This is a genomic window from Massilia sp. BHUDP2 (assembly GCF_046236355.1).
In the GTDB taxonomy this organism is placed as follows: Bacteria; Pseudomonadota; Gammaproteobacteria; order Burkholderiales; family Burkholderiaceae_D; genus Telluria; species Telluria varians.
Genome location: NZ_JBJUVW010000003.1, coordinates 896,121 through 920,583, shown reverse-complemented (window position 1 = coordinate 920,583; position 24,463 = coordinate 896,121). Strand labels below are relative to the sequence as shown.

Below are 24,463 nucleotides of genomic sequence, written 5' to 3'. Positions count from 1 at the left end.
ATGCAAGAGGCCGGCGGGGTAATTCGGCGCGGGAGGGGTTCGCCGGTGGGCGGGCTTGCCGCCCACCGGGGAAATACGCGATTACGACTGCGGGATCAGCTGGTCCACGCCATACAGCGCAGCCAGCTTCTGCACGTTCTGGGGAACGTTGATGAAGGTAAGGCGCTGGCCGGCCTTCTGGGCACGGCGCTGCCAGGCCAGCAGCAGGGCCACGCCGGACGAATCGGCGGCACCGACGCCGGCCAGGTCGAACACGGTCTCGCCCGCGGCGATCGCCGCGCAGCCCTGCTCCAGGGCGCTTCTGGCGCTCTGGAAGGTCAGGGCATCGAGCGAGAGCATCGGATTGGCTTCGGCCATTACTTCGGCGCCTTCAGCGGCTTGGAAGCCAGCTGCTGGTTACGCTCGGCCAGCTTCTTGATCAGGCCATCGATGCCGCCCTTGTTGATCTCGCTGGCGAAGGTGCTGGTGTAGGTCTGGACCAGCCAGGCGCCCAGCACGTTGATGTCGTAGATCTTCCAGCCCTGCGGACCATTGGCCAGGCGATAGTTCAGGGTGATCGGCTCGCCGCGGGCGACCTTCACCTGCGAACGCACTTCCACGTCGTTGGCGCCGGCTTCGGCGCGCATCGGCTGGAATTCGACGGTCTCGTTCTTGATCTGCGACAGCGCACCCGAGTAGGTGTAGACCAGCAGGTTGGTGAATTCCTTGGTCAGCTGCTGCTGCTGCGCCGGGGTGGCCTGGCGCCAGAAGCGGCCGGCCGCCTGCTGGGTCATTTTCTGGGTGTCGACGTGCGGCAGGATCTTGGAATTGACCAGGTCCATGATCTTGTTGCGGTTGCCGGCCTGGATGTCCTTGTCCGACTTGACGGTCTCGATGACGTCGGCGCTGATGCGCTTGACCAGGGCGTCCGGGGCTTCGGCGGCGATGGCCGAGGTGGCGAAGGCGACGGTGGCGCTTGCTGCTGCGATCAGTTGGATGATGGGCTTCATGTGGTTTCCTTGTCGTTGGGTACGGCGCCGCCTTCAAGCGGCGCGGCATGCCCCGGTTAACTCTTCTTGCTGTCCTACGGATGACACCGGTATGTAAGGACTTGTTACTTGGTCGGCTCCGCGCTTGCCTTGCCTGCCGGGTCGGCGGCCGGTTCGGCATTGCTGGTCGCCTCATCGGCATCCTCGGCCTGGCGCGGCACGTTACCGTCATAGACCTGGCTCTGGCGGCGCTGCATGTAGCCGTCGCGAAGGAACTCGTAGCGGTCCAGGGCGGCGTCTTCCAGCAGGTTGCCGGCATCGAGCAGGCTGGCGCGCTTGTCGACCACACGCACCGCGGCGCCGATGTTGCGCCAGTTTTCCGGACGCTTGTACTTCCAGATGTCGCCGCCTATGTCGGCAGGCAACGCAGCGGTGTCACGCACCGTAGATGGGCCCAGAATCGGCAACATCAAGAAGGGGCCGCTTGGAACGCCCCAGACGCCCAGGGTCTGGCCGAAATCCTCGTTGTGCTTCTGGATGCCGGCTTCCGAGGCGATGTCGAGCAGGCCGAAGATGCCGAAGGTCGAGTTGACGGCGACACGGGTGACGTCGCCCATGCCATTCTCCACCTTGCCCTGCAGCAGGTTGTTCACCGCGCTCCAGGCGTCGGACAGGTTGCCAAAGAAGTTGCCGACGCCGGTCTGCACGAAGCTCGGGGTCACGTTCTTGTAGGCGGTGGCGGTCGGCTTCAGGACGGTACGGTCGACCGCGTCGTTGAAGCGGAACACGGTACGGTTATAGCCTTCGAGCGGGTCTTGCGGATTCTGCGTCGTGGCGCAGCCGGTCAGCAGCAGGACGGCAGCGATTGCTGCAAGCCCATGGATACGGCCGGTGGTACGGTGTGGTGCGTGCTTCATTCACTACCTTCCTTTCCTTCAGCGGCCTTGCTATAGATAAATTGGTTGATCAGGTCTTCGAGCACCGTCGCCGACTGGGTACGGTTGATGCGGTCGCCCTCGGCCAGGTTTTGGGTGTCGCCACCCGGTTCGATGCCGATGTACTGCTCGCCCAGCAGGCCAGCAGTCAGGATCTTCAGCGAACTGTCTTTCGGGAATTTATATCCTGGCTCCATATCGAGGCGCACGAGCGCCTGGTAGGTCTTGTCGTCGAAGGTGATTTCACCCACGCGGCCGACCACCACGCCGGCGCTCTTGACCGGCGCCTGCGGCTTGAGGCCGCCGATATTGTCGAACTTTGCGGTCACGGCATAGGTCTTGCTGAACGAGAGCGAGCTCATATTGCCGGCCTGCAGGGCCAGGAACAGCAGCGAGGCCGCGCCCAGCAGGACAAACAGGCCAACCCAGACGTCGATAGTTTTGCGGTGCATACGAATACCCTAGTAAATCTTGTTTAGTTACTTGCTTGTTCTTACTTGTTGAACATCAGCGCGGTCATGATGAAGTCCAGGCCCCAGACCATCAGCGACGCGATGACGACGGTACGCGTGGTCGCGCGCGACACGTCTTCCGGGGTCGGCTTGGTCTGGTAACCCTGGAACAGCGCCGTGAACGTCACCGCGATACCAAAGATAAAGCTTTTGAGAACGCCATTCAGTACGTCAGCGCGCACATCCACACCAGCCTGCATCTGCGACCAGAACGCGCCCTCGTCCACGCCGATCAGCTGCACGCCGACCAGGTAGCCGCCGAACACACCGACCGCCGAGAAGATGGCCGCCAGGATCGGCATGGCGATCACGCCGCCCCAGAAGCGCGGCGCCAGCACACGCTGCACCGGATTAATCGCCATCATTTCCATGGCGGACAGCTGCTCGCCGGCCTTCATGAGACCGATCTGGGCGGTGAGCGAGGTGCCGGCACGGCCGGCGAACAGCAGCGCGGTCACGACCGGGCCGAGCTCGCGCACCAGGGCCAGCGCCACCACCTGTCCCAGCGCCTGCTCGGCGCCGTACTGGTTCAGCGTGTAATAGCCCTGCAGGCCGAGCACCATGCCGACGAACAGGCCGGACACGATGATGATCACCAGCGAATAGTTGCCGATGAAGTGGATCTGTTCCGAGATCAGGGCCGGGCGCCTGAAGGCGCCGGGCGAGACGCCGAGCAGGTTGAAGAAGGCGCGCGTGGCGAAGCCGACGCTTTCGATGGCTTCGCGTACGCTGCGGCCGATGTTTCCCAGGAAACGCGTGATCATCATTTGCGCACCCCGCCCAGGCCGAGGTCGTCGGCCAGCGACTTGCCCGGATAGTGGAAGGGCACCGGGCCATCGGGCGCGGCATTCACGAACTGCTTCACATACGGGTCTTCCGAGACGCGCAGCTCGGCCGGCGTGCCTTCGGCCACGATCTTGCCTGCCGACATAAAGTACACGTAGTCGGCAATCGCGAAGCATTCGTGCACGTCGTGCGACACCAGGATCGAGGTCGAGCCGAGGGCATCGTTCAGGTTGCGGATCAGGTTGGCGGTAACGCCCATCGAGATCGGGTCGAGGCCGGCGAAGGGCTCGTCGTACATGATCAGTTCGGGGTCGAGCGCGACGGCGCGGGCGACGGCCACGCGGCGCGCCATGCCGCCGGAAATCTCGGCCGGCTTCAGGCGGTGCGCGTTGCGCAGGCCCACGGCATTGAGCTTCATGAGCACCAGGTCGCGGATCACTTCTTCCGGCAGGTCGGTATGCTCGCGCAGCGGGAAGGCGACGTTGTCGAATACCGACAGGTCGGTGAACAGCGCGCCGAACTGGAACAGCATGCCCATGCGGCGGCGCAGGCGGTACAGGCCCTCGGTATTGAGCTGGTGCACGACTTCGCCGCCCACGCGCACCTCGCCGCGCTGCGGACGGATCTGGCCACCGATCAGGCGCAGGACCGTGGTCTTGCCACAGCCCGAACCGCCCATGACGGCCACGAGCTTACCGCGCGGGAAGTCCATGCGCAGGTTCGACAGGATGGAACGCTCCCCGTACGCAAAGTGCAGATCGCGGATTTCAACTAGGTTGGACACAGCGTGTTTGATATTTTGGGTAATCCGTTATTGTAGTGCAGAAAGCTTAAGCCCCGCTTGAGGTGGCCCATTTTGGCCCGCTTTCGCGACGTGCTCTTACAACAATATTGACTAATGAGTCAGATATTTTATTTTGTAAGGCATTGTTTTTTAAGAGATATGTATATCTACTAACATGAAAGTTATTGAATTATATCAATAAATACTGCAGAGCAATGAACCATACATTTGCGGATGTATCTTTTTGTCTGCACCCGCATTTTGTGTCATGTGATGCACTGCAATAAGGCTTAGCCTACGAACATTGAGCGTTTGATCGTCGTGCGGACACGCACATAAGTGTGTCGGTAAGCGGTAAATACCACCCGGCTGTTGGAACCTGTACACACCGAGATAAAAAAACCAAAAGAAAGAGGCGGCCGAGGCCGCCTTGTGTCGATAGCGAACAGCTTAACGCGGCAGCACCGAGCTTCCCATCAGGAATTCATCGACGGCACTACCAACGGCCAACGGGGTCAGGTCTGACATTCGGACACGAGCTGAGCAATACAACAAGGGTAACGCTCGAGCTCGTGTCTAAATGTCAGACCTGACCCCCAAGGGTTACACCAGGATAAAAAAACCAAAAGAAAAAGGCGGCCGAGGCCGCCTTTGTGTCGATAGCAAACAGCTTAACGCGGCAGCACCGAGCTTCCCATCAGGAATTCATCGACCGCACGGGCGCACTGCCGGCCCTCGCGGATGGCCCACACGACCAGCGACTGGCCGCGGCGCATGTCGCCGGCGGCGAACACTTTCGGCTGCGAGGTCTGGTACGACTTTTCGCCCTCGGTGACGGCGCGGGCATTGCCGCGTGCATCCTTCTGCACGCCGAAGGCGTCCAGCACGTTTTGCACCGGCGACACGAAGCCCATCGCCAGGAAGACCAGGTCGGCCTTCATCTCGAATTCCGAATCCGGCACCTCGACCATCTTGCCGTCTTTCCACTCGACGCGGCAGGCCACCAGCTTTTCGACCTTGCCGCCCTTGCCTTCCAGGCGCTTGGTGGCCACCGCCCAGTCGCGCTGGCAGCCTTCCTCGTGCGAGGACGAGGTGCGCAGGCGGGTCGGCCAGTACGGCCAGACCAGCGGCTTGTTTTCCTGCTCCGGCGGCATCGGCATCAGTTCGAACTGGGTAACGGACGCCGCGCCATGGCGGTTCGAGGTGCCGACGCAGTCGGAACCGGTATCGCCGCCGCCGATCACGACCACGTGCTTGCCGGTCGCCTTGATCTGGTCCTTCAGCTTGTCGCCGGCATTCACGCGGTTCTGCTGCGGCAGGAAGTCCATCGCGAAGTGCACGCCCTTTAGCTCGCGGCCCGGCACCGGCAGGTCGCGCGGCTGCTCGGCGCCGCCGGCCAGCACCACGGCGTCGAAGTCTTTCGCCAGGTCTTCCGGGAAGATGGTGTCGCGCGCCATGTTGCTGACGGTGGCCGGGAAGTCCTTGCCGATCAGGACGCTGGTGCGGAAGACCACGCCTTCCGCCTTCATCTGCTCGACGCGGCGGTCGATCAGGTCCTTCTCCATCTTGAAGTCGGGAATGCCGTAGCGCAGCAGGCCGCCGATGCGGTCGCTCTTCTCGAACACGGTCACGTCGTGGCCGACACGCGCCAGCTGCTGGGCGGCGGCCAGGCCGGCGGGGCCGGAGCCGACCACGGCGACCTTCTTGCCGGTTTTGACGCTTGCCGGCTGCGGCACGATCCAGCCGTGCTCCCAGCCGGTGTCGGCGATCTTGCGCTCGATCGACTTGATGCCCACCGGGTCGTCGTTGATGCCGAGCGTGCAGGCCGACTCGCAGGGCGCCGGGCAGATGCGGCCGGTGAACTCCGGGAAGTTGTTGGTCGAATGGAGGTTCTCGACGGCCGCACGGTAGTTGCCGTGGTAGACCAGGTCGTTCCAGTCGGGGATCATGTTGTTGACCGGGCAGCCCGTGTTGCAGAAGGGGATGCCGCAATCCATGCAGCGTGCGCCCTGTACCTTGGCCTGGCCATCGGTCAGGGTCAGCACGAATTCCTTGTAGTTCTTGACGCGATCGGTCGGCTCGAGGTGGCCCTCTTCCTGCCGTTCGAATTCCATGAAGCCGGTAATTTTACCCACGTTGTTTTCCTTATCTCTTTAAGCAGCCAGCTCGATCTTGTCGTTCGCCTCTTCCATGCTCGAGTTGTGCATTTCCTCGAGTGCGCGCTTGTAGTCGGTCGGGAAGACCTTCACGAACTTGCCGCGGCTGTTGGCCCAGTCGTCCAGCAGGTTGCGCGCGCGGGTCGAACCCGTGTGCTTGAAGTGGCGCTCGATCAGGCGGCGCAGGATGACCTCGTCCGACTCGCGCTCGCCGCCCCGGGTCTGGCTGTGCCAGCCGGCCTTGTCGCCCTGCTGCTTGGTGGTGAGCACCGGCTCCAGGTTGACCATCGTGGTATTGCACTTGCCTTCGAACTCTCCCTTCGGGTCGTACACGTAGGCGACGCCGCCCGACATGCCCGCCGCGAAGTTGCGGCCGGTCTCGCCCAGCACCACGACCGTACCGCCGGTCATGTATTCGCAACCGTGGTCGCCGCAGCCCTCGACCACCGCCGTGGCGCCCGAGTTACGCACCGCGAAGCGCTCGCCGGCTACACCGTTGAAGAAGGCTTCGCCCGAAATCGCGCCGTACAGCACGGTGTTGCCGACGATGATGTTGTCCACCGCCCAGCCGCGGAACTCGGTGTTCGGGCGCACGATGATGCGGCCGCCCGACAGGCCCTTGCCGACGTAGTCGTTGCCCTCGCCCACCAGGTCGATCGTGATGCCCGCCGCCAGGAAGGCCGCGGCCGACTGGCCGGCGGTGCCCTGCAGCTGGATGTGGATGGTGTCGTCCGGCAGGCCGGCGTGCCCGTAGCGCTTGGCCACTTCGCCCGACAGCATGGTGCCCACGGTGCGGTTCAGGTTGCGGACCGGCGAGATGAAGGAGACCCGCTCGCCCTTCTCCAGCGCGGCCTTGGCCTGCGCGATCAGCTTGTGGTCCAGCGCCTTGTCCAGGCCATGGTCCTGGCCGTCGGTGTGGAACAGCGCGCGCTGCGATTCGACCTTCGGCTGGTAGAAGATGTTCGAGAAGTCCAGGCCTTGCGCCTTCCAGTGCTGGACCGCGCGGGCCTTGTCCAGCAGGTCGGTGCGGCCGATCAGTTCGTCGTAGCTGCGGATGCCCAGCTGCGCCATCAGCTGGCGCGCTTCTTCGGCGACGAAGAAGAAGTAGTTCACCACGTGCTCTGGTTTGCCCTGGAACTTGGCGCGCAGCACCGGGTCCTGGGTCGCGACGCCGACCGGGCAGGTATTCAGGTGACACTTGCGCATCATGATGCAGCCTTCGACCACCAGCGGCGCCGTCGCAAAACCGATTTCGTCGGCGCCCAGCATGGCGGCAACAACCACGTCGCGGCCGGTGCGCATCTGGCCGTCGGCCTGGACGCGGATGCGGCTGCGCAGGCCATTGAGCACCAGCGTCTGCTGGGTCTCGGCCAGGCCCAGCTCCCACGGGGTGCCGGCGTGCTTGACCGAGGACAGCGGCGACGCGCCGGTGCCGCCGTCGTGGCCGGCGACCACCACGTGGTCGGCCTTGGCCTTCGAGACGCCCGCGGCGACGGTGCCGATGCCGACTTCCGACACCAGCTTGACCGAGATCGAGGCGCTCGGGTTGACGTTCTTCAGGTCGTGGATCAGCTGCGCCAGGTCTTCGATCGAATAGATGTCATGGTGCGGCGGCGGCGAGATCAGGCCGACGCCCGGCACCGAGACCCGCAAGCTGGCGATGTATTCGGACACCTTGTGGCCCGGCAGCTGGCCGCCTTCGCCTGGTTTTGCTCCTTGCGCCATCTTGATCTGGATCTGGTCGGCCGATGCCAGGTACTCGGCGGAGACGCCGAAGCGGCCCGACGCCACCTGCTTGATCTTCGAGCGCAGCGAATCGCCCTCTTCCAGCGGGATGTCGGCCACCACGCGGTCCGAGCCCAGGATTGAGGCCAGGCTCTCGCCCTTGGCGATCTTGATGCCCTTGAATTCGCCCATGTAGCGGCGCGGGTCTTCGCCGCCTTCGCCGGTGTTCGACTTGCCGCCGATGCGGTTCATGGCAATCGCCAGCGTGGCGTGCGCCTCGGTCGAGATCGAGCCGAGCGACATCGCGCCGGTAGCAAAACGCTTGACGATTTCCTTCGCCGGCTCGACTTCTTCCAGCGGGATGGCCTTCGACGGATCGATCTTGAACTCGAACAGGCCGCGCAGGGTCAGGTGGCGGCGGCTCTGGTCGTTGATGATCTGCGCGTATTCCTTGTAGGTGCTGAAATTGTTGGCGCGGGTCGAGTGCTGCAGCTTGGCGATCGCGTCCGGGGTCCACAGGTGGTCTTCGCCGCGCACGCGGAAGGCGTATTCGCCGCCGGTGTCGAGCGCGTTGGCCAACACCGGATCGTTGCCGAAGGCGAGCGAATGCAGGCGCAGCGCCTCTTCCGCCACTTCGAACAGGCCGATGCCCTCCACCGTCGAGGAAGTGCCGCGGAAGTACTTGTCGACCAGCGACTTGTTCAGGCCCACGGCTTCGAAGATCTGGGCGCCGCAGTAGGACATGTAGGTGGAGATGCCCATCTTGGACATCACCTTCATCAGGCCCTTGCCCACCGCCTTGGTGTAGTTGTAGATCGCCTTGTCGGCGTCCATCTCGTGCGGCAGGTTGTGCGCCAGGTCCGCCAGGGTCTCGAGCGCCAGGTACGGGTGCACCGCTTCCGCGCCGTAGCCGGCCAGCAGGGCGAAGTGGTGGGTCTCGCGGGCCGAGCCGGTTTCGACCACCAGGCCGGTGGAGGCGCGCAGGCCTCTAGCGACCAGGTGCTGGTGGATGGTCGAAGTGGCCAGCAGCGCGGGAATCGCGACCTGGTCGGCGGACATGTTGCGGTCCGAGACGATCAGGATGTTGTGGCCCGACTTGACCGCGTCCACGGCTTCGGCGCACAACGAGGCGAGCGAGGCTTCGATGCCTTCCTTGCCCCAGGCGACCGGATAGCAGATGTTCAGCTCATAGGACTTGAACTTGCCGCCGGTGTGCGAGCTGATACCGCGCAGGCGCGCCATGTCGTCGAAGCCGAGGATCGGCTGCGAGACTTCCAGGCGCATCGGCGGGTTGACGTTGTTGGTGTCCAGCAGGTTCGGCTTCGGACCGATGAAGGAGACCAGCGACATGACCATGCTTTCGCGGATCGGGTCGATCGGCGGATTGGTCACTTGCGCAAACAATTGTTTAAAGTAGTTATACAAAGGTTTGAGCTTGTTCGACATGACCGCCAGCGGCGAGTCGTTGCCCATCGAGCCGGTGGCTTCTTCGCCCAGCACCGCCATCGGCGCCATCAGGAACTTCAGGTCTTCCTGGGTGTAGCCGAAGGCCTGCTGGCGGTCCAGCAGCGGCACCGCCGCTTTTTCGCCCTGGGCATCCTTGGCGCGGTGCTGGGTCAGCTGCGATTCCGACAGCTTGATTTCGTTGAGCTTGATGCGTACCGACTTGATCCAGGCCTTGTACGGCTTGGCGTTCGAGTAGGTGTCCTTCAGCTCCTTGTCGTCGATGATGCGGCCGGCTTCCAGGTCGATCAGGAACATCTTGCCCGGCTGGAGGCGCCATTTCTTGACGATGCGCGATTCGGGAATCGGCAGCACGCCGGATTCCGAGGCCATGACGACCAGGTCGTCCTCGGTGATGACGTAGCGCGCCGGGCGCAGGCCGTTGCGGTCCAGGGTGCCGCCGATGTGGCGGCCGTCGGTGAAGGCCATGGCGGCCGGGCCGTCCCACGGTTCCATCATCGCGGCGTGGTATTCGTAGAAGGCGCGGCGGTTGTCGTCCATCGACGTGTGGTTTTCCCAGGCTTCCGGGATCATCATCATCATCGCCTGGGCGACCGGGTAGCCGGCCATCACCAAGAGTTCGAGCGCGTTGTCGAAGCAGGCGGTGTCGGACTGGCCCTCATAGATTAGCGGGAAGAGTTTACCCAGGTCTTCGCCCAGCACGGCGGACTTCAGCATGCCTTCGCGGGCGCGGGTCCAGTTGAAGTTGCCCTTGACGGTGTTGATCTCGCCGTTGTGCGCGATCAGGCGGTAGGGGTGGGCCAGCGGCCATTCCGGGAAGGTGTTGGTGGAGAAGCGCTGGTGCACCAGGGCCAGGGCCGAGATGCAGCGCGGATCCTGCAGGTCCTTGTAGTAGACGCCGACCTGGTCGGCCAGCAGCAGGCCCTTGTAGACGATGGTGCGGGCCGACATCGAGGGCACGAAGAACTCCTTGCCGTGCAGGAGCTTCAGGGCCTGGATCGCGTGGCCGGAGGATTTGCGGATGACGTAGAGCTTGCGCTCGAGCGCGTCGGTGACCATGATGTCCGGGCCGCGGCCGATGAAGATCTGGCGGATCACCGGCTCCTTCGCTTTCACGAAGGGCGACATCGGCATGGTCTCGTCGACCGGCACGTTGCGCCAGCCGAGCACGACCTGGCCTTCGATGCGCACGGCGCGTTCGATTTCCTGTTCGCAGGCGATGCGCGAAGCGTGTTCCTTCGGCAGGAACACCATGCCGACGCCGTATTCGCCGGGCGGCGGCAGTTCCACGCCCTGCTTGGCCATCTCGTCGCGGAAATACTGGTCCGGGATCTGGATCAGGATACCGGCGCCGTCGCCCATCAGCGCATCGGCGCCGACCGCACCGCGGTGGTCGAGGTTCTTCAGGATCTGCAGGCCCTGCTCGATGATCGAGTGGCTCTTGTTGCCCTTGATATGGGCGATGAAACCGACGCCGCAGGCATCGTGTTCATTGGCGGGATCGTACAAACCTTGGGCAATCATGAGGCAATCTCCACAGCTTTATCTAGGGTCGAAAATCGAGAATAGTGCAACGCAACACAAACGTAAACAAGAATAATTAGGGTCAGAGTCAAATTTTTTGATAAGTTTTTGAAGTTTCTATTAATTAGGGACAGAGTCACATGCAAACGGCAAAAATGGGCCTATTCATCGATAAGCCATTGATTTTAATGAGGAGAAGTGGAGGCGTTCAGTATGGCAGCAGGCTCGTCCGGATGTCACATTCCATACCTGCCGACCTGCTTGCGCGATGCCGAATAAAAAAAGGGAACGAATAATCGTGCCCTTGATCAATTGCTGATTGCTTATGCTTGCGGAAGCGGCGGGATTGGTTCCCGGAACGGCCGCCCGCGCTTGGCCGGCAGGATCTGGCGCTTGGTCCGGCGCTCGAGCTCGGCCTTGAAGGCATCCGAGCCCAGGGGCTGGTTCTTCAGTACCGAGGCGGTCACGAAGTCCACCTCTTCCTGAGCAATGCCCTGCATCACGAGGTCGGTGTAGGCCGCTTCGCGCTGGAAAGGCGTATTGCCCAGGCCCCAGTAGAGCAGGTGGTCGGTGATGAGGGCGTCCGTGCGCACGCCGGTGTGGTGGGCGTAGCTCGACCACGGGTAGTCCAGCGGCGCCGCGACCAGCCCGGCGCGCACCGGATTGAGCTCGATGTAGCGGCTGCAGGCCAGCAAATAATGCTCGGTATCGACCAGCGATGTGCGGAAACGCCCTTCGAACAGTCCGCCCGTGCGTTCGTACTTCTGATTGAACCAGGGGACATAGAAGCGGCCGACCTTCTGCATCATCAGCGCCAGCCCGGTATCGTTGGAAGGCGTCGCCAGCAGGTGCAGGTGGTTCGGCATCAGCACATAGGCGTGAATGGCCACCTCGTAGAAGCGCGCCGCCTCCTTCAGCCAGGCGAGGAAGCGCTGGTAGTCGACCTCTTCACGAAAGATCGGCTGGCGGTTGTTGCCGCGCTGGATAAGATGATGGGGCTGGTTCGGGATGATGAGTCGGGGAAGGCGTGCCATGGCGTGCTCGAAAGTCGAGCACGCATTTTAGCCGAGAAACCTGACTCTGTCCCCAATTAATCGCGGGGCAGCCAAAAAATGGGGCAACTCTGTCCCTATTTAATACTCAGGCCAGGGTGAAGCCGGCGGAGAGGCTGTAGCCTTCGCCGTAGGCGCTGCGCAGGGGCAGGTCCTGGCCGAGGCCGGAACGGGCTTTCTTGCGCAGGCGGTAGACCAGCATGTCGACCCGGCGGCTGGCGTCCGGGTCTTCGCCGCCCATGCCGGCGACAATCACCTGGCGCGGCACCGGACGGGTGTTGATGGTCAGGAGGTGCAGGAAGTTGCACTCCTTTTCGGTCAGGTCGATCACCTTGCCGCCCAGTTCGAGCTGGCGGGCGCTCACGCGCAGGGTCCACTTGCTCGGCGCTGGCGCCGGGTCGGCCGGACGCACGCGACGGTCCAGCGCTTCGATGTGCGCCGCCAGTTCGGGGAACTTGATCGGCTTGGTCAGGTAGTGGTCGGCGCCCAGGCGCAGCCCGAGGATGCGGTGGTCGAACGCGACCCGGCCGGTCAGCACCAGGAGGCCGATCTCCGGGTACAGCTGGCGCATCCGCGGAATGACATTGAAACCATCCTCGTCCGGCAGGCCGAGGTCGAGCACGACGACCGCTGCCGGCGTGCGCGTCAGCGCCGCCCACATCTCGCTCGCGGTCTTGGCGATCGTGACGTCATGGTCCAGTTCCCGCAAGAACTCGGCCATGTCGTCGGCGTATTCGCCATTGTCTTCAACAATCAGTATCTGCGTCATGGATTGGTCAGGTTAATGATCGGTCCGATTATCACTGTTGGGAGAGGATGAGGCAAGTTGTTGTTGGCCGTTAATATCCAGGGCGGGTAGCCAGAGCCGGAATTCCTTGCCGTCCTCCCCCAGGCGCAGCATGCCGCCGTGGACGTCGACGATCGAGCGCGCCATATAGAGGCCCAGGCCGCTGCCCGGCAGGCCGGTGGCATTGCTGCCGCGGTAGCCTTTGTCGAAAATGCAGGCTGCATCCTCCGGCGGCACCCCGGCGCCTTCGTCGCGCACCGTGAACTCGACGCCGTTGCCGCTGCGGCGCGCGCCCAGCGTCACCTTGCTGCCGGCGGGTGAGTACAGCAGGGCATTGTCGACCAGGACTTTCAGCGCCAGCCGCAATCCCTCGGGCTCGCCGCGCAGGCCCAGCCTCAGCTGTTCCGCGTCCACTACCGCTTCGCGGCCCGCTTCGCGCAACTGCTTCACGCCGTCGTCCAGCAAGTCGCGCGCGGCGATCGTGTTCGGCTGGCGCACCTGGCCGATCGCGGCCATGCGGTCGGGCGACAAATATTCATCCAGCATGGCGATCAGGCGGTCGGCCGCGACCGCGATCTTGCGGTAGCGCTGGCGCACGGTGTCGTCGGCGCCCTGCGCGGTCGCTTCCAGACGCTGGATCGCGCCGTCGATGGTTGCCAGCGGCGTGCGGAATTCGTGGTTCAGCATGCTCGCGAAACGGCGCTGGTCGGCCAGGTGGGCGCGCTGCGCCGACAGGTCGCGCAGCAATCCCACCAGCGAGCGGCTGGCGTCATCGTTGCGCACCACCGTAGTGATCACCTGCAGCCCGACCGGATGGCCGTCCGCGTTGCGCACGTCGACTTCCTGCACGCGGCGCTCGCCCGGCGCGAGCTCGCCCTGCGCCGCGAGGTGCAGGCCGAGCGCACCCAGCGCCTCGTGCGCGCCGCCGCCGGCGATCGCGGCCTGCAGTGCGCCGGCCTCGTGGCCCAGCAAGGCGAAAAACGCCGGGCTCAGGTAGCGCAGCGTGTGCGCGGGCAGCTCAATGCTGAAGGCAATGTCGCCGGCGAGTTCGGCAATGGTGCGGAAATGATGATCGATACCGGCAATGCCGGCAGGGCGCTCCGGACTGGCCGGAGCATGGGGATCAGCAGCCGTGCTACGGGTCATTGGGCACTTTCTGTTATCGATGGGACAATGAACGTTGTCACTCAGTATATCGTTGCTCCCGCCACTTTGTATAGGAGCAAGCCCGACCTTGTCCTGCTCCGGCGCCGGATCGCCATGCCGATGTGATGAAAAATGCGCCACGGTGGGCGCAGTTGGTGGATAATTCGCGTCTATGAACGATACCGCTACCCTCCCCCCACTCCCGGACCGGCTCTCGATCGACCCGAGCAGCCCTTTTCATAACCGCGACGTTTTCCAGCGCGAGATCGGCATCCGCTTCAACGACAAGGATCGCCACGACGTCGAAGAGTATTGCATGAGCGAAGGCTGGATCAAGGTCGCCGCCGGCCGCACGCTCGACCGCAAGGGCAAGCCGATGCTGATCAAGCTGAAGGGCAAGGTCGAGGCTTTTTACAAGTAATCCGCAGTGATGCAAAAAGAAAGGGCGCCTGGTGCAAACCAGCCGCCCTTTTTATTTGCGCCCTTGGAGCGCTCCTAGTCTTCCAGCGGTGCGAAGATCGCTTGCAGGTCTTCCTGCGTCAGCGCCATCTTCTGCGATTCGCCTTCGGACAGGATCGACTGCGCCAGCTCCGACTTCTTCAGCTGCAGCTGCTGGATCTTCTCTTCCAGCGTGCCCTTGGCGATCAGCTTGTACACGAACACGGGTTTATCCTGCCCGATGCGCCAGGCGCGGTCGGTGGCCTGGTTCTCGGCCGCCGGGTTCCACCACGGGTCGTAGTGGATCACGGTGTCGGCCGCGGTCAGGTTCAGGCCTACGCCGCCGGCCTTCAGGCTGATCAGGAAGATCGGCACCGCGCCCTGCTGGAAGGCGGCCACCTGGGCCGAGCGGTCGCGCGTCTCGCCGGTGAGCAGCGCGTAGTGGATGCCGCGCGCGGCCAGCTCTTCCTCGATCAGGAACAGCATGCTGGTGAACTGCGAGAACACCAGGATCTTGCGGCCTTCCTGCAGCAGGTCTTCGACCATCTGCATCAGGTCGGTCAGCTTGGCCGACACCGCGGCGGTGTTCTTCTTGCCCGGCATGGCCTTGACCAGGCGCGGGTCGCAGCAGACCTGGCGCAGCTTGAGCAGCGCTTCGAGGATGACGATCTGGCTGCGCGCCACGCCCTTGCGGTCGATCTCCTCGCGCACCTTCTTGTCCATCGCCAGGCGCACGGTTTCGTACATGTCGCGCTGTGCACCCGAAAGCTCGATGCGGCGCACCATCTCGGTCTTCTCCGGCAGTTCCTTGGCCACGTGGTCCTTGGTACGGCGCAGCAGGAAGGGCTTGATGCGGCGGCTCAGCAGGGTGCGGCGCACCGAGTCGTCCTGGCGTTCGATCGGGTGGCGGAACTGGTTGTTGAAGCTCTTCTCGTCGCCCAGCAGGCCAGGCAGCAGGAAGTGGAACTGCGACCACAGCTCGCCCAGGTGGTTCTCGAGCGGGGTGCCGGACAGGCACAGGCGGTGGCGGGCATTCAGCGAGCCGGCCGTCTGCGCCGCCTTGGAGCGGGTGTTCTTGATGTAGTGCGATTCGTCCAGGATCACCAGGTGATAGTGGTGCTCGCGCAGCTTTTCCTCGTCGCGCGGCAGCAGCGCATAGGTGGTCAGCACGATGTCGGCGTCGTCGATCTGGTCGAACAGGTCCATGCGCTCCTTGCCCTGCAGGAGCAGCACCTTCAGGCTCGGGGCGAAGCGCGCGGCTTCGTCGAACCAGTTGGTCATCAGGCTGGTCGGCGCGATCACCAGGGCCGGGCTGGTCAGGCGCCCTGCTTCCTTCTCGGTGAGGATGTGGGCCAGGGTCTGCACGGTTTTGCCGAGACCCATGTCGTCGGCCAGGATGCCGCCGAGGTCGTACTCGCGCAGGAACTGCATCCACGACAGGCCGTCGAGCTGGTAGTCGCGCAGCGTGGCTTGCAGGCCTTTCGGGGCCTCGACCTTCTTGACCGAACCGAACTGGCTCAGCTTGCGGCCGGTTTCGCGCAGGCGCTCGCCGCCGGTCCAGCGCAGCTCGAGGCCGCGCGCCAGGTCTTCCAGGCGCGCCGCGTCCAGCGTGGACATGCGCATGCGGCCCTTGATCTTGTCATTGAAGTACAGCTCGCCGAGCGTGGCGAGGATGGGCTTCAAGCGGCCCCAGGGCAGCGCCACGCGCACGCCGTCCGGCAGCGTGGCCAGCATCTGGTCGGCTTCGGCATGGGCGGCCAGCACGGCCGGGTCGAAATCGGCGGGGGCGCTGCGGATCAGCTGCACCAGCACCGGCAGCAGCGGCACGCGCTTGCGCGCCACCACGATGCCCAGCTCCAGTTCGAACCAGGCATTGCCCGCTTCTTCGGGTTCGTCGATGTCGGCATACCAGTCTTCGACCGGCACCACGTCGTAGCGGTACTTGGCCGACTTCTGCAGGTGCCAGCCGGTGTCGGACAGCGCGTCGAGGTCGTTCTCGGCGAAGCGCAGCCAGTGCGCCTGGCTGTCCAGCACCAGGGCGCCGGCCATGGCGTTGAACGGTGCGGTGACCGGCTTGCGGAAGCCGATCTCGTTCAGTTTGTTCAGGGCCGCGGCTTCGGCCTTCGGGTCGCGTTCGATGACCTCGGTGACGTCGCCGATCTGGCGCACCACGCGCTGGGCCGGATCGAAGGACACGCGCTGGCCGTCGTAGTCGTAGGCCAGCACGGCGAAGTCGTGCCAGCGCGGCGTGCCGCCGTCGGACAGCTGCACCGAATCGAGCAGCAGGTGCGGAATCGGCTTGACGTCGTTGCGCAGGCGCTGGGTGAGCGGCTGCGGCAGCGGCATCAGCTGCTGCAGGCCGTGCGCCAGCAGCAGTTGCGAGACGCGCTTCTTGTCGGTGCCGGTCAGGGTCGGGGCCTGGGCCACCAGCGCCTGCAGTTCGGCCAGCGAGATGTCGATGCCGCCGCGATTCAGTTCGAGCGGGCCGATTGACAGGTTGTCGATGTACCACGGCGGGTCGGTCGGCAGCATGTAGTCGATCAGGTCGGCCCCGCTGTGGGTGGCGCCGTTGGCCGGCTCCACCGACCACCCCAGCTTGGCCACGCGGCCCTCGTCGCGCCAGGCCAGGCTGGCCAGACGGGTCGGGCCGGCCTGCAGCGGATAGACCAGGCCATTGGCCATGTCGGACCACGAGTTCGCCCACAGCAGCTTGCCTTGTTCAAGAAGCATCTGCAGCAGGATGGCGCCGACTTTGCCTTTCGGTTCGGTGGCACTGGTGCCCTGGGCCGAGCCGCTGCGCATGGCGATGAAGAAGCGCACCAGGTCGACGTCGTCGCCTTCGAGGTAGGCCGGTGGCGCCGACAGCAGCGAGAACACTTCGCTCACCGGGCTGGCGGCGGCGACGTCGCCGTTCGGGCGCAGGCGCGCCTTGCACAGGCAGATGGCGACGTGGCGGCCGCCGCTGGTCGGGGCCATCACGTAGACAAACTTGTACTGCACGGCCTTCGGATCGGCGACCTCGTCGGTCAGCTTGGGCTGCGGGTGCGCCGCCGCCTCGACCCTTTGCAGCCAGCTCACCACCGGCGCGGGCAGGGCGGGAGCGCGTGCGGGAGCGCGGGCGACGGCAGGTGCTGCTGCGGGTGCGTCGGTGGCGTTCTCGCGATGATCATCGACTGTGTGCATGGGTCTCGTGTGTCTGTATTAAAAACGACAATAAAGAACATTATCCTTCATACGGACGCTTCCGTTTTGTTCGGAATCGCACGTAGCGGACAAAACTTGTCCGCACCATCTTCGTGCGCGCTGTTCGTGCATGCGAATCACGCGTACAGCCGACTGTTCTCGCATGTTCAAGTGGCGCTGTCAAGACTGGTGTATCCACCGCGTTTGCGTATCATTGTTCGCTTGACCTTTTAGAGACACGCGCGTACTCATCGCGCACACCATCGCACCATGCTGCCATCCATCGAACAACGCCTCGCCCTCGAACTGTCCGCCAAACCGGCCCAGGTGGCCGCCGCCGTCGCCCTGCTCGACGAAGGCGCGACTGTCCCCTTCATCGCACGCTACCGCAAGGAAGCCACCGGCGGCCTCGACGACACCCAGCTGCGACTTCTGGAAGAGCGCCTGCGCTACCTGCGCGAGCTCGAAGACCGCCGCGCGTCGATCATCGCGTCGATCACGGAACAGAACAAGATGACGCCGGAGCTGCTCGATGCAATCGCCCATGCCGAGGACAAGACCCGTCTGGAGGACCTGTACCTGCCCTACAAGCAGAAGCGCCGCACCAAGGCGCAGATCGCGATCGAAGCGGGCCTGGCCCCGCTGGCCGAGGCCTTGCTGAACGACCCAGGCCTGAACCCCGACGAAGTGGCCGCCGGCTACCTGCGCGAAGCCTTCACCAACGCCGACGGCGGCGCCAACCCGGGCGTGGCGGATACCAAGGCGGCCCTCGACGGTGCGCGCCAGATCCTGATGGAGCGCTTCGCCGAAGATGCGACGCTGCTGCAGTCGCTGCGCGAATACGTGCAGGAGCACGGCGTGGTCGAGTCCAAGGTCGTAGCAGGTAAAGAAGACGAAGGCGAAAAATTCGCCGACTATTTCGACTATTCCGAAACCCTGTCCACGATTCCCTCGCACCGCGCGCTGGCGCTGATGCGCGGCCGCCGCGAGGGCGTACTGGACGTCACCCTGCGCCTCGATTCGGAGCTTGAAAAGCCGAAGTGGGACGCGCCCCACAACCCTTGCGAAAGCCGCATCTGCGCCGCTTTCGGCATCAAGGCGCTTGGTCGCCCGGCCGACAAGTGGCTGCTCGACACCGCGCGCTGGACCTGGCGCGTGAAGAGCTTCATGTACATCGAGACCGAGCTGATGGGCGCGCTGCGCGAGAAGGCCGAACTCGATGCGATTCAGGTCTTCGCCCGCAACCTGAAGGCGCTGCTGCTGGCCGCGCCGGCCGGCCCGCGCGCCACCATGGGCCTGGACCCGGGCCTGCGCACCGGCGTCAAGGTGGCGGTGGTGGACGCCACCGGCAAGGTGGTCGACACCGCCACCGTCTACCCGCACCAGCCGCGCAACGACTGGGACGGCGCCCTGCACGTGCTCGGCCAGCTGGCGGCCAAGCACAATGTGTCGCTGATCTCGATCGGCAACGGCACCGCCTCGCGCGAGACCGACAAGCTGGCGCAGGACCTGATCAAGCAGCGCCCGGAACTGAAGCTCACCAAGATCGTCGTCTCGGAAGCCGGCGCCTCGGTGTACTCGGCTTCCGAATTCGCTTCGCGCGAGCTGCCGGAACTGGACGTCTCGCTGCGCGGCGCGGTCTCGATCGCGCGCCGCCTGCAGGACCCGCTGGCGGAACTGGTCAAGATCGACCCGAAATCGATCGGCGTCGGCCAGTACCAGCACGACGTGTCGCAGACCCAGCTCGCGCGTTCGCTCGACGCCGTGGTCGAGGATTGCGTGAACGCGGTGGGCGTGGACGTGAACACGGCCTCGGCGCCGCTGCTGGCGCGCGTCTCGGGTTTGTCGGGCAGCGTGGCGCAGAGCATCGTGAACTACCGCGACATGCAGGGCGCTTTTGCTTCGCGCGCGGCATTGAAGAAGGTGCCGCGCCTGGGCGACAAGACCTTCGAGCAGGCGGCGGGTTTTCTCCGCGTGATGAACGGCGAGAACCCGCTGGATGCCTCGGCGGTCCACCCGGAATCCTATCCGGTGGTCGAGAAGATCCTGGGCGACATCAAGCGCGACATGAAGGCGGTGATCGGCGACAGTGCGCTCATCAAGTCGCTCAACCCGGCCAAGTATGCGGATGACAAATTCGGCGTGCCGACCGTGACCGACATCCTGAAGGAACTGGAAAAGCCGGGCCGCGACCCGCGTCCGGAATTCACCACCGCGACCTTCAAGGAAGGCGTGGAAGAAATCTCGGACCTGCGCCCGGACATGATCCTGGAAGGCGTGGTGACCAACGTGGCCGCCTTCGGCGCCTTTGTCGACATCGGCGTGCACCAGGACGGACTGGTGCACATCTCGGCGCTGTCGAACACGTTTGTGAAGGACCCGCACACCGTGGTCAAGGCCGGCCAGGTGGTCAAGGTGAAGGTGCTCGAAGTGGACGTCAAGCGCAAGCGCATTGCGCTTACCATGCGCCTGTCGGATGCGGCGCCGCAGCCGGGCGCGCGTCCGGAGCAGCGCGGCGACCGCAACGACAGCAAGCGCCTGGCCCAGCATCAGCGCCAGGAGAAGCCGGCACCTGCAGCCGGCGGTGCGATGGCTGCGGCCTTCGCCAAGCTGAAGAAGTAATGGCGCGTGCGCGGTGGCCGGCTGGTGAGCCGGTCAGCCCGCGTGCTTGAGGAACAGCCCGACCATGTAGACGCTCAGGAAGCCGAAGCCGATCAGGATCATGCGCTTTTGCGGCAACCCGGGCAGTCCGGTTTTCTTGATGTGCAGTGCTTCGCGCACCAGCAGCAGGCCGTAGCCGAGGGCCGCGATGCCGCACAGGAGGCGGCCGATGCCCAGGCCCATCAGGCCCTCGATGAGGTTGATCAGGCCGGGGATGGCCAGCAGGGCGCCGATCGCGAAATTGGCGGTGGCCGAGGGTCTGCGCTGGGGTGTCTGTTGCATGATGCTTGCCGGACGAAGGGAATGCGCGCGATCATACCAGTCCCGCCGCGCCCATGGGCAAAAAACGCGGGCGGTTCAGCCGAGGACGCGCACCGCGGTCATGCCCACCTTCACCAGGAAGCACAGGCAGAACAGGCCGAAGCAGGCGTAGCCGACCATGGTCGTGCGCGTTGATGCCAGCTCGGCGCGCCGGTCGCGCCAGGCCTGCACCGCGCAGTACAAGAGGAACAGGCCGGCCGGCAGCTGGCCGATGTAGAGCAGGACGTCTTCCAGAGGTTCCCGGTACATGCCGGTGATGATTTCGTACACGCCGGCAATGACAAAGAAGGCAGCCATGCACCACAGCAGGGGCGATGGCATGGAAGCAAAGCCTCGGTAGGCGGTCATGATGGTTCCCGTTCGGGTGGCATGAAAGACCATCATAGCGGGGATTTTCCGGTAAAAATCCGCCGATTGTCACAGCAGACGGGAGAACGACGCCAGGCCCGTGCCCGCCCTGCCGAATTCTTATAAAATGGCGGCATCTTATCCATTCCCACTGAAGGCACACACATGAGCGACGTTCAAACCTGGATCAAAGACACCGTGACCAACACCCCGGTCGTGCTGTTCATGAAGGGAACCGCGCAATTCCCGCAATGCGGCTTCTCGGGCCGCGCCATCCAGATCCTGAAAGCCTGCGGTGTCGACAACATCGCCACCGTCAACGTCCTGGAAGACGCGGAAGTCCGCCAGGGCATCAAGGACTACTCGAACTGGCCGACCATCCCGCAGCTCTACGTGCGCGGCGAATTCATCGGCGGCACCGACATCATGAACGAGATGTACGAATCGGGCGAGCTGCAGACCCTGTTGAAGAACGGCTGATTCCATGACCGGCCGACCGCGCAGGATCATTGTCGCCATCACTGGCGCAACCGGCGCGGTCTATGGCGTGCAGCTGCTGCGGCGGCTGCACGCGACTCCCGGCGTCGAAACCCACCTGGTGATTTCCGACGCCGCCTCCCTCACCCTGCACCAGGAACTCGGCCTGCAGCGGCGCGATGCCGAGGCGCTGGCCCACGTCGTCCACCGCAACCGCGATATCGGCGCCTCGATCGCCAGCGGTTCGTTCCAGACCGACGGCATGGTGATCGCTCCCTGTTCGATGAAAACCCTGGCGGCCGTCGCCCATGGCCTGTCGGACAACCTGGTCACGCGCGCCGCGGACGTGATGCTGAAGGAAAGGCGCAGGCTGGTGCTGATGGTGCGCGAGACGCCCTTCAACCTGGCGCACCTGCGCAATATGACGGCGGTGACGGAGATGGGCGGCATCGTGTTCCCGCCCCTGCCGAGCTTTTATCACCGTCCGGCGACGATCGAAGAGATGGTCGAGCATACGGTCGACCGGGCGGTCGACCTCCTCGGGCTCGACAACGCCCACGCCCCCAGGTGGGGCGGCATGAAAGACGCGCAGGACAGCTAGCGCTTGTCGCCGTCGAACGGCCCGTCGGCCTTCTTCGCCTCGCGCGCTTCCTCGAGCATCCGCCGCCGGGCATTGCGTTGTCGCATCACCTCGGCATGGCGCGCCGCCGTCATCGGCGGTGCGGTCATCAGTTCCTTGAGCTGGGCGGTGTTGGCGTAGTTGTTTCGCATACGGCAGCTGCTCCTTGACATGACCCGGTGACGGCGGATCCGCTCGCCACTGGACAGATTATGACCCAGCTGCAGCTGTTTGTGCCGTTCTGCACTCACGAAAAGTGCAATTACGAAACTATTTTTGCTCTGGCTTCTGGTGATTCATTCGCACCAGCATGCGGATGAACTCGCGTGCCAGCTGTCGATGGTGTTCGTCCAAACGTTGTAAATCTGCAATCAGCTTCACGTCCGCGGATTCGAAGCGGGCGCCGCCGCCATTGCTTTCGCTGCCGGCAGCGGCATGCTCGGCGCCGCCGAAGCGCAGCCAGTCGGCCGGCACACCCAGCCACTGGGCAATCATGCGCAGCTTTTCCTGGGTCGGGATGGCTTCGCCCACCAGCCACTTGCGCGCGGCGTGGACGGTGATCGGGCGGCCTTCGAAACGGATGTTGAATTCCCTGGCCAGGCGGGTGGGGCTATCGGGCGAGTAGTGGGCGTTCTTCAGCGCCTGTTGCAGGCGCTCACTGAAGCTCTCCCGTTCATTGGTTGAATTCATTGCAATGCTTACGTTATGTGCGGATGGCCTGTGCAGACGGCCGGGCGTTCTATGGCTGAGAAGCCTCAGCAAACAATCATACCTTTAAAAAGTAACAAAGATGTGATTATTTAATAGAATTTGCATGTTTTACGAACCGGAAATATTAACCGCAATTCCCCATTTGGGGAATCGATAATATATCCTAAAGGAAAAAGTATGACATTGCCGCACGATTGTATGCAACAAATATACAGATTGCCGGCGCTGCCGGCATTGCGGGAAGAGATCAGGCCAGTCGGAAACGAATGATACCGTCGCTATCCTTACTGCGGCGCAGCATCCCGTCGCGCCATAATTTATGCAGGTGGGCCAGTGCCTCGCCCAGAGCGAAACTAAGCTGGTGAGCGTCGAGCTGGCGGCGGAACATCAGGGGCACGATGTCGACGGCCGACTTCGGCTCGACACAGGCCGCCAGCACCTCGGCCAGGCGGGCCGCATGATGATCGTGCAATTGAGCGATTCGGGTATGCAGGCCGCGGAAGGGCTTGCCATGCGAAGGCAGGACAAGAGTGTCTTCAGGCAAGTTTGTGAACTTTTTCAGCGACTGCAGATAAAGGTCCAGCGGGTTGCCTTCCGGCTCGACCGCGAATACCGACACGTTGGTCGAAATACGCGGCAAGACCATGTCGCCGGAAACCAGGACCTTCAGCTCCTCGGAATACAGCGACGCATGTTCCGGCGAGTGGCCGAAGCCGGTGATCACGCGCCAGCCCCTGCCGCCGATCTCGACCAGGTCGCCGTCCTGCAGGCGGGTATAGGCCTCCGGCACCGCCGGCACCAGGGACGGATAGTAATTGCGGCGGCTGCGCATCTGCTCCAGCATGCTTGGATCCACCAGGCCATGGCGCTCGAAGTGCGGAATGGCCGAGGGACCGTCGACGCCCGGCAGCGCCGCCGCCATCATGCGGGCAAAGGCGAACTCCCCGGCGGTGGTCCAGAACGGCGCCTCGAAGCGGCTGCTCAGCCAGCCCGACAGGCCGACGTGGTCGGGATGGCAATGCGTGGCGAACACGCGCAGCAGCGGCGCGCCCTGCAAGCCCTCGCCCAGCACCTGTTCCCAGGCCGCGCGGGTGGCGTCGGTCCCGGCGCCGCAGTCGACCACGCTCCAGCCGGCACGGCCCTCCTGTTCGTCGCGCAGCAGCCACAGGTTGATGTGGTCGAGCGCGAAAGGCAGCGGCATGCGGATCCAGGCCAGGCCCGGCGCCAGTTGATGGACCATGCCCGGTGCCGGGATGGTGTCGCCAAAGGGATAATCGAGCTGGGCTTCGAGCGGGTTCATGGAAAACTTTCGTGTTCGTCGTGGGCGGTCGCGCTACAATGCCGTTAACGTAAACGTAAACCGGGGCGCAGACATCGATTGTAAGCGATTCCCTGTTTCGCTTCTTTTGCTTCATAGAGAACCATGGTCACCTACACCATCGCCGAACTGGCCCGCGAATTCGACATCACTGCCCGCGCCATCCGCTTTTATGAAGACCAGGGCTTGCTCAGTCCCAAGCGCGAAGGCGTGGGCGGCCGCAACCGCGTCTACACCCCGCGCGACCGTACCCGGCTGAAACTGACCCTGCGCGGCAAGCGCCTGGGCCTGACCCTGTCGGAAATCAAGAGCATCGTCGACATGTACGAGTCGCCACGCGACACCGCGGCCCAGATCGAACGCTTCCTCGGGGTACTGGCCCACCAGCGCGTGACGCTGGAACAGCAGCGTGCCGACATCGAGATGGCGCTCGAGGAAATTTCCGCACACGAGGAAGAATGCCGCCGCCTGCTGGCGGAAAGCGCGGACAACAAGAACGCCGCCTGAAGCACGCGGAGGGCCTGGCACCCTCCCTTTTTTTGGCCCTT

At 64.0% G+C, this 24,463-nt stretch carries 22 protein-coding genes; 5 read left to right on the top strand and 17 right to left on the bottom strand.

What is annotated here, in order from left to right:
* Positions 1-81: 81 nt before the first annotated feature.
* The 11 genes from ACK6C6_RS20900 to ACK6C6_RS20850 all read right to left on the bottom strand — a co-directional run bounded on the left by ACK6C6_RS20900 (position 82) and on the right by ACK6C6_RS20850 (position 13,839).
* Entirely contained in the window at positions 82-357 is a 276-nt protein-coding gene (locus ACK6C6_RS20900) for a lipid asymmetry maintenance protein MlaB (RefSeq protein ID WP_036209648.1), read from the bottom strand.
* Entirely contained in the window at positions 357-989 is a 633-nt protein-coding gene (locus ACK6C6_RS20895) for a phospholipid-binding protein MlaC (RefSeq protein ID WP_285377384.1), read from the bottom strand. Before ACK6C6_RS20895 ends, ACK6C6_RS20900 begins: the two co-directional genes overlap by 1 nt.
* A 104-nt stretch (positions 990-1,093) precedes the next feature.
* Positions 1,094-1,885 (bottom strand): VacJ family lipoprotein, encoded by a 792-nt coding sequence (locus tag ACK6C6_RS20890; RefSeq protein WP_409269082.1) that lies wholly within the window; start codon positions 1,883-1,885, stop codon positions 1,094-1,096.
* Positions 1,882-2,355, bottom strand: coding sequence for an outer membrane lipid asymmetry maintenance protein MlaD (gene mlaD / locus ACK6C6_RS20885; RefSeq protein WP_027866443.1), 474 nt, complete (start codon positions 2,353-2,355; stop codon positions 1,882-1,884). Before mlaD ends, ACK6C6_RS20890 begins: the two co-directional genes overlap by 4 nt.
* 41 nt (positions 2,356-2,396) lie before the next feature.
* Positions 2,397-3,179, bottom strand: coding sequence for a lipid asymmetry maintenance ABC transporter permease subunit MlaE (mlaE, locus tag ACK6C6_RS20880; protein ID WP_036209651.1), 783 nt, complete (start codon positions 3,177-3,179; stop codon positions 2,397-2,399).
* Entirely contained in the window at positions 3,179-3,985 is an 807-nt protein-coding gene (locus tag ACK6C6_RS20875) for an ABC transporter ATP-binding protein (protein WP_409269080.1), read from the bottom strand. The genes mlaE and ACK6C6_RS20875 overlap by 1 nt, the downstream gene beginning before the upstream one ends.
* A 671-nt stretch (positions 3,986-4,656) precedes the next feature.
* Positions 4,657-6,120 (bottom strand): glutamate synthase subunit beta, encoded by a 1,464-nt coding sequence (locus ACK6C6_RS20870; protein ID WP_409269079.1) that lies wholly within the window; start codon positions 6,118-6,120, stop codon positions 4,657-4,659.
* Positions 6,121-6,138: 18 nt separating this feature from the next.
* Entirely contained in the window at positions 6,139-10,854 is a 4,716-nt protein-coding gene (locus ACK6C6_RS20865; protein WP_409269077.1) for a glutamate synthase-related protein, read from the bottom strand.
* A 323-nt stretch (positions 10,855-11,177) separates the two neighbouring features.
* On the bottom strand, positions 11,178-11,888 hold the full coding sequence (locus tag ACK6C6_RS20860; protein WP_409269075.1) for a transposase: 711 nt from the start codon (positions 11,886-11,888) through the stop codon (positions 11,178-11,180).
* Between the two features lie 106 nt (positions 11,889-11,994).
* Entirely contained in the window at positions 11,995-12,675 is a 681-nt protein-coding gene (locus ACK6C6_RS20855) for a response regulator transcription factor (RefSeq protein WP_036253354.1), read from the bottom strand.
* 12 nt (positions 12,676-12,687) lie between these two features.
* Complete coding sequence (locus tag ACK6C6_RS20850) at positions 12,688-13,839, bottom strand: sensor histidine kinase (protein WP_409269073.1); 1,152 nt, start codon at positions 13,837-13,839, stop codon at positions 12,688-12,690.
* Between the two features lie 172 nt (positions 13,840-14,011).
* On the opposite strand from ACK6C6_RS20850, the gene ACK6C6_RS20845 reads away from it, so the two are divergent.
* Positions 14,012-14,260 (top strand): DUF3297 family protein, encoded by a 249-nt coding sequence (locus ACK6C6_RS20845; RefSeq protein WP_027866436.1) that lies wholly within the window; start codon positions 14,012-14,014, stop codon positions 14,258-14,260.
* Positions 14,261-14,334: 74 nt separating this feature from the next.
* Here ACK6C6_RS20845 and ACK6C6_RS20840 read toward each other — a convergent pair whose 3' ends face one another.
* On the bottom strand, positions 14,335-17,460 hold the full coding sequence (locus tag ACK6C6_RS20840) for a DEAD/DEAH box helicase (protein WP_209589891.1): 3,126 nt from the start codon (positions 17,458-17,460) through the stop codon (positions 14,335-14,337).
* A gap of 270 nt (positions 17,461-17,730) precedes the next feature.
* Here ACK6C6_RS20840 and ACK6C6_RS20835 point away from each other — a divergent pair, with 270 nt between their 5' ends.
* Positions 17,731-20,082, top strand: coding sequence for a Tex family protein (locus ACK6C6_RS20835; RefSeq protein WP_409269071.1), 2,352 nt, complete (start codon positions 17,731-17,733; stop codon positions 20,080-20,082).
* 33 nt (positions 20,083-20,115) lie between these two features.
* Here ACK6C6_RS20835 and ACK6C6_RS20830 read toward each other — a convergent pair whose 3' ends face one another.
* Both ACK6C6_RS20830 and ACK6C6_RS20825 read right to left on the bottom strand, forming a co-directional pair.
* On the bottom strand, positions 20,116-20,403 hold the full coding sequence (locus tag ACK6C6_RS20830) for a hypothetical protein (RefSeq protein WP_409269069.1): 288 nt from the start codon (positions 20,401-20,403) through the stop codon (positions 20,116-20,118).
* Positions 20,404-20,478: 75 nt separating this feature from the next.
* Complete coding sequence (locus ACK6C6_RS20825; protein WP_209589889.1) at positions 20,479-20,790, bottom strand: hypothetical protein; 312 nt, start codon at positions 20,788-20,790, stop codon at positions 20,479-20,481.
* A gap of 165 nt (positions 20,791-20,955) precedes the next feature.
* Here ACK6C6_RS20825 and grxD point away from each other — a divergent pair, with 165 nt between their 5' ends.
* Complete coding sequence (gene grxD / locus ACK6C6_RS20820; RefSeq protein ID WP_285377407.1) at positions 20,956-21,270, top strand: Grx4 family monothiol glutaredoxin; 315 nt, start codon at positions 20,956-20,958, stop codon at positions 21,268-21,270.
* 4 nt (positions 21,271-21,274) lie between these two features.
* Positions 21,275-21,868, top strand: a complete 594-nt coding sequence (locus ACK6C6_RS20815; protein ID WP_409269068.1) for a UbiX family flavin prenyltransferase — start codon at positions 21,275-21,277, stop codon at positions 21,866-21,868.
* On the opposite strand, the gene ACK6C6_RS20810 is transcribed toward ACK6C6_RS20815, so the two are convergent.
* The 3 genes from ACK6C6_RS20810 to ACK6C6_RS20800 all read right to left on the bottom strand — a co-directional run bounded on the left by ACK6C6_RS20810 (position 21,865) and on the right by ACK6C6_RS20800 (position 23,897).
* A complete protein-coding gene (locus tag ACK6C6_RS20810) occupies positions 21,865-22,038 on the bottom strand; it encodes a hypothetical protein (RefSeq protein WP_200879960.1) in 174 nt (57 codons plus the stop codon). The two genes, ACK6C6_RS20815 and ACK6C6_RS20810, sit on opposite strands and share 4 nt — an antisense overlap.
* Positions 22,039-22,156: 118 nt before the next feature.
* Positions 22,157-22,576, bottom strand: a complete 420-nt coding sequence (locus ACK6C6_RS20805) for a hypothetical protein (RefSeq protein WP_285377413.1) — start codon at positions 22,574-22,576, stop codon at positions 22,157-22,159.
* 268 nt (positions 22,577-22,844) lie between these two features.
* Positions 22,845-23,897: an MBL fold metallo-hydrolase gene (locus ACK6C6_RS20800; RefSeq protein WP_409269066.1), complete on the bottom strand. Its 1,053-nt coding sequence runs from the start codon at positions 23,895-23,897 to the stop codon at positions 22,845-22,847.
* A 123-nt stretch (positions 23,898-24,020) separates the two neighbouring features.
* Between ACK6C6_RS20800 and ACK6C6_RS20795 the strand changes: the two genes are divergently transcribed.
* Positions 24,021-24,422 (top strand): MerR family DNA-binding transcriptional regulator, encoded by a 402-nt coding sequence (locus ACK6C6_RS20795; RefSeq protein ID WP_036209687.1) that lies wholly within the window; start codon positions 24,021-24,023, stop codon positions 24,420-24,422.
* Positions 24,423-24,463 lie beyond the last annotated feature (41 nt).